This is a genomic window from Bathymodiolus heckerae thiotrophic gill symbiont (assembly GCF_900128515.1).
In the GTDB taxonomy this organism is placed as follows: Bacteria; Pseudomonadota; Gammaproteobacteria; order PS1; family Pseudothioglobaceae; genus Thioglobus_A.
The window spans coordinates 1-3,215 of the sequence record NZ_FQTP01000125.1; the positions used below are offsets into that span (position 1 = coordinate 1).

The 3,215-nt window shown below is 39.9% G+C and carries 1 protein-coding gene and 1 pseudogene; both read right to left on the minus strand.

Features of this window, described 5'->3' with window-relative positions; all coding sequences use genetic code 11:
• Positions 1–332: 332 nt before the first annotated feature.
• Positions 333–1,283 (minus strand): annotated as a pseudogene (locus BTHERMOSOX_RS09955) (type I restriction-modification system subunit M); the annotation flags it as partial.
• A 296-nt stretch (positions 1,284–1,579) separates the two neighbouring features.
• Positions 1,580–2,755: a hypothetical protein gene (locus BTHERMOSOX_RS09960; RefSeq protein ID WP_138121014.1), complete on the minus strand. Its 1,176-nt coding sequence runs from the start codon at positions 2,753–2,755 to the stop codon at positions 1,580–1,582.
• Between the last annotated feature and the right edge of the window lie 460 nt (positions 2,756–3,215).

The following is a 3,215-nucleotide window of genomic DNA, read 5'->3' on the forward strand; positions in this document are numbered from 1 at the left end:
GAAAGGAACGATAATAGACAGTATCGTGTAAACAAATAAAGAGGCTCGTTCACGGCCTAAATCGGTTTGCGAAAAATGATCTTGAAGCGGAAGTAAAATATCGCGTAAAATGAACATGAATGAGGCCGTTTTGTTTGTATAATCAATGCGTTAGAAACTTTTATTATACACCAAAACCAGGTCTCATTCATCATTAACCTGTTGTTTTTAAACTAATATATCTTTTTTTCGATAATGCAACTCACCTATATTAGTTAATGGTAATATTTTTCAAAATTAGCCTTTACTAATGTTTGTGTGCGCTAAAAATTAGGAAACTTCAGTTAAGTGGGTAGCCGTAAGATTAAAGCGATAAATAGCAGTTCGGTCTTTTTGGTCTTAACGGTTTTATGTAAGGAGTGTTCAACACTGTCATAATCCAGTGAGCCTTTAAACGGGGGATTGGCGAGGATAAGGCTGTACTGATCACGCATTTCTGCATTAGCCTCACTTAAGGCATCGCGGCCAATAAGTTGTGGGCTATCGATACCATGTAATTGTAGGTTCATGGCAGCGATACGCAGCATGGTGCTATCAAACTCTATACCGGTAAACATAGCGCGATTATAGTGCGCTCTAAAGGCTTGCTGATGAAACCAGTCAGGATGATGATCGTGGATATATTCTCCCGTAGCGACCAGAAACCCTGCGGTACCGCAGGCAGGATCACATAAGCTATCTTCCTGGGTAGGCTGCATGATTTCCACCATCATTTTAATAATATGGCGCGGGGTTCTGAATTGTCCGTTGGTGCCTGCGGTGGCGATTTTTGATAACAGGTATTCGTATAGATCGCCTTTGGTATCCCGGTCATCCATCTGGATTTTGTCGATCATTTGCACGACTTGATCTAACAGTTTAGGTGTCGGGATCATAAAGGTCGCCCCTTTCATAAATTCAGCAAAGACACCCGCATGACTGCCGAGCTGCTTCATAAATTCAAAGGTGGTGAGGTTGTCGCTATCAACTTGTGGTTGGGTAAATAAGGCAAACAGGGATTCTGGGTCTAAATTCTTAAAGGTATGCCAGCGAAATTTCTGATGCACTGCAAGATAGATTGGCTTCTCTACACTGCCACCTATCATATTGGCTTTCTTTTCAGCCAGGAGTTGGCGTTCATCCAGGCGGCGTAAGAATAATAGAAAGGTGAATTGCTCAATGACTGTTAGCGGATTACTAATCCCGCCGGTCCAGAATGCTTCCCATATTTTATCCACCTGATTTTTAAGTTCACCGGTTATCATCTGATCCTTTGTTTAGTAACATTGCACTTATTTGTATTATTAAAGATGCGTATTGTGTCATTATTTACAGTCTTACGGAAAAGAAAAAGTTCCGTTGTGGGAGATACTTTATTCGATGCTGATTCTATACAATGCCATTTATTATTTACCATGAAGAACATGAAGGCATTGAAGCTATGCTCCAATTTACAGTATAAGTTTTATTGCAGCACTTCATGTTCTCCAGCAGGCTGTTCAATAAGAATCTTTCTCTTTTCCTTCACGCTCTTCATGTCCTTCATGGTAATTAATGAGCTCTAATAATCCTCTGAATTAGCTCTCATATAATGAACAAATAATGCGGGACTGCTTTGTTGCAATCTGGCTCTAAGCTGGATAACTGTGTCATTGATGACTTCTTGCGTATTGAGGCTAAGTTGTTTTATAAGCTGCAAAGCTTCATTGTCTATCACTTCAGAAGTCACTGTGTTTTTTGCAAGGGCGGGTTTATTCATCACCACCCAGGCAGGAAATAATGAAGACTCCAGCTCAGGGTCTAATTCGGCGAAGGACTGCCAGTCAGCAAACATTAAGCGATTAGCACTGTCTTTAATTAAGCACTCAGCATCATCGGGAAAGCGGATAAACAATTCAAACCAGTGCTCTATTCCTTCCCTGTCTTTATTGAGTTTAAAACAGGATTCAGCATAGCGAAATATTAATAGCGGCTGTTTGTTCCAGTCCTTTTCCCGCTTAATTGACTGCAGGGCTTGCTGCCATTGAAATTCCTTAAAGGCGGTAAAGCTTAAATGATTTTGAGGCTGGTCAGCATCAAAATGCAAATCTGCTACTTCTGCAGAAAGTGTGTGCCATAAAGGTGTCAGAAAATCGAGCGTAAATCGTCCTAACAACTCAAAAGCCAGCGGGGTTGTGTTTTGTATAAGGACAGCTATTCTTTGCTCAGTGCTTAATGTATTGTGTATTATTTGTTGCTCAAAACCCAATAGCTGTTTGAATCGTAAATGTTTATCTGGATTTAAAGTCGCTAATTTCAGCAGTAAATCAGCAATATTTAGACTATCCCCTTCGATAATTGCGTTGACTACGTTTGCTACAGCACAGCTATCCGCACTATCAAAAAACAAATCCATTTGTATGCGATCATGAGCAGGCTCATACACAGTTGTGAAGATAAGCTCATCTGCCGCTGAGCGACAAAAATGTAGTGTTTGATTATCCGTTGATAGGTAGGTTTCTCTGGAAGATTCTAGTTTAAGTAAGCCCGCGTAAGCTTTAACAGTCTCTAAAGCAGTTATTATGGTAGCGACGGGGGTTTTAAAATGATCTTCTAAGTATTTTGTTGTGCCTTTTTTCCAGTCTAGATAATCATTATAGTCAAGGTGCCCTTCTCTCAGTAACCAGTTTAAAGGTGAAAAACTCCCTTCTTCGAAGAGTATAAAATCAAGTTGGTTGTTGATAAGACTATGTGGCATTTTGTATACGCAAGTGTCGGAGTCTGGCTTTGCATTTGCAGATATTTAGTTTAGCACTATTTGCCAGTACCTAGTTACGTTTAGCCTTCTTGCATATTGATAGCGTAGGTTTTTTATCTGTAGGGTGAGGCTTTAACCCACCGTATTCACGATGCACTTTAATTGTATATTATGCATTCCCACGCGGAGCATGGGAACGATGTTGATTGTCACGGGCTAAAGCCACGCCCTACCCTGAATAGACAAATTTTACATCGGTTTTGCACTCTTTCTATTTTAATCTCTATCAAGAGCGGCATTATCCATGTAAAATTGAACGATTTTTTTCTATATTATAGACTTTCAGAAAAATAACTTCCAAAAAAGCGAAGGTGATTATTGAAAGCTGGTTTATAATTTCCGCTCCGACCGGCCTCATTCATAAAAAACATTCAAAGTGGCAATCCTCACTTTTTCAAAA

Excerpts from the sequence above, each read along its gene's own strand:
- BTHERMOSOX_RS09960 (WP_138121014.1), bottom strand. The coding sequence starts at position 2,755 with ATGCCACATAGTCTTATCAACAACCAACTTGATTTTATACTCTTCGAA.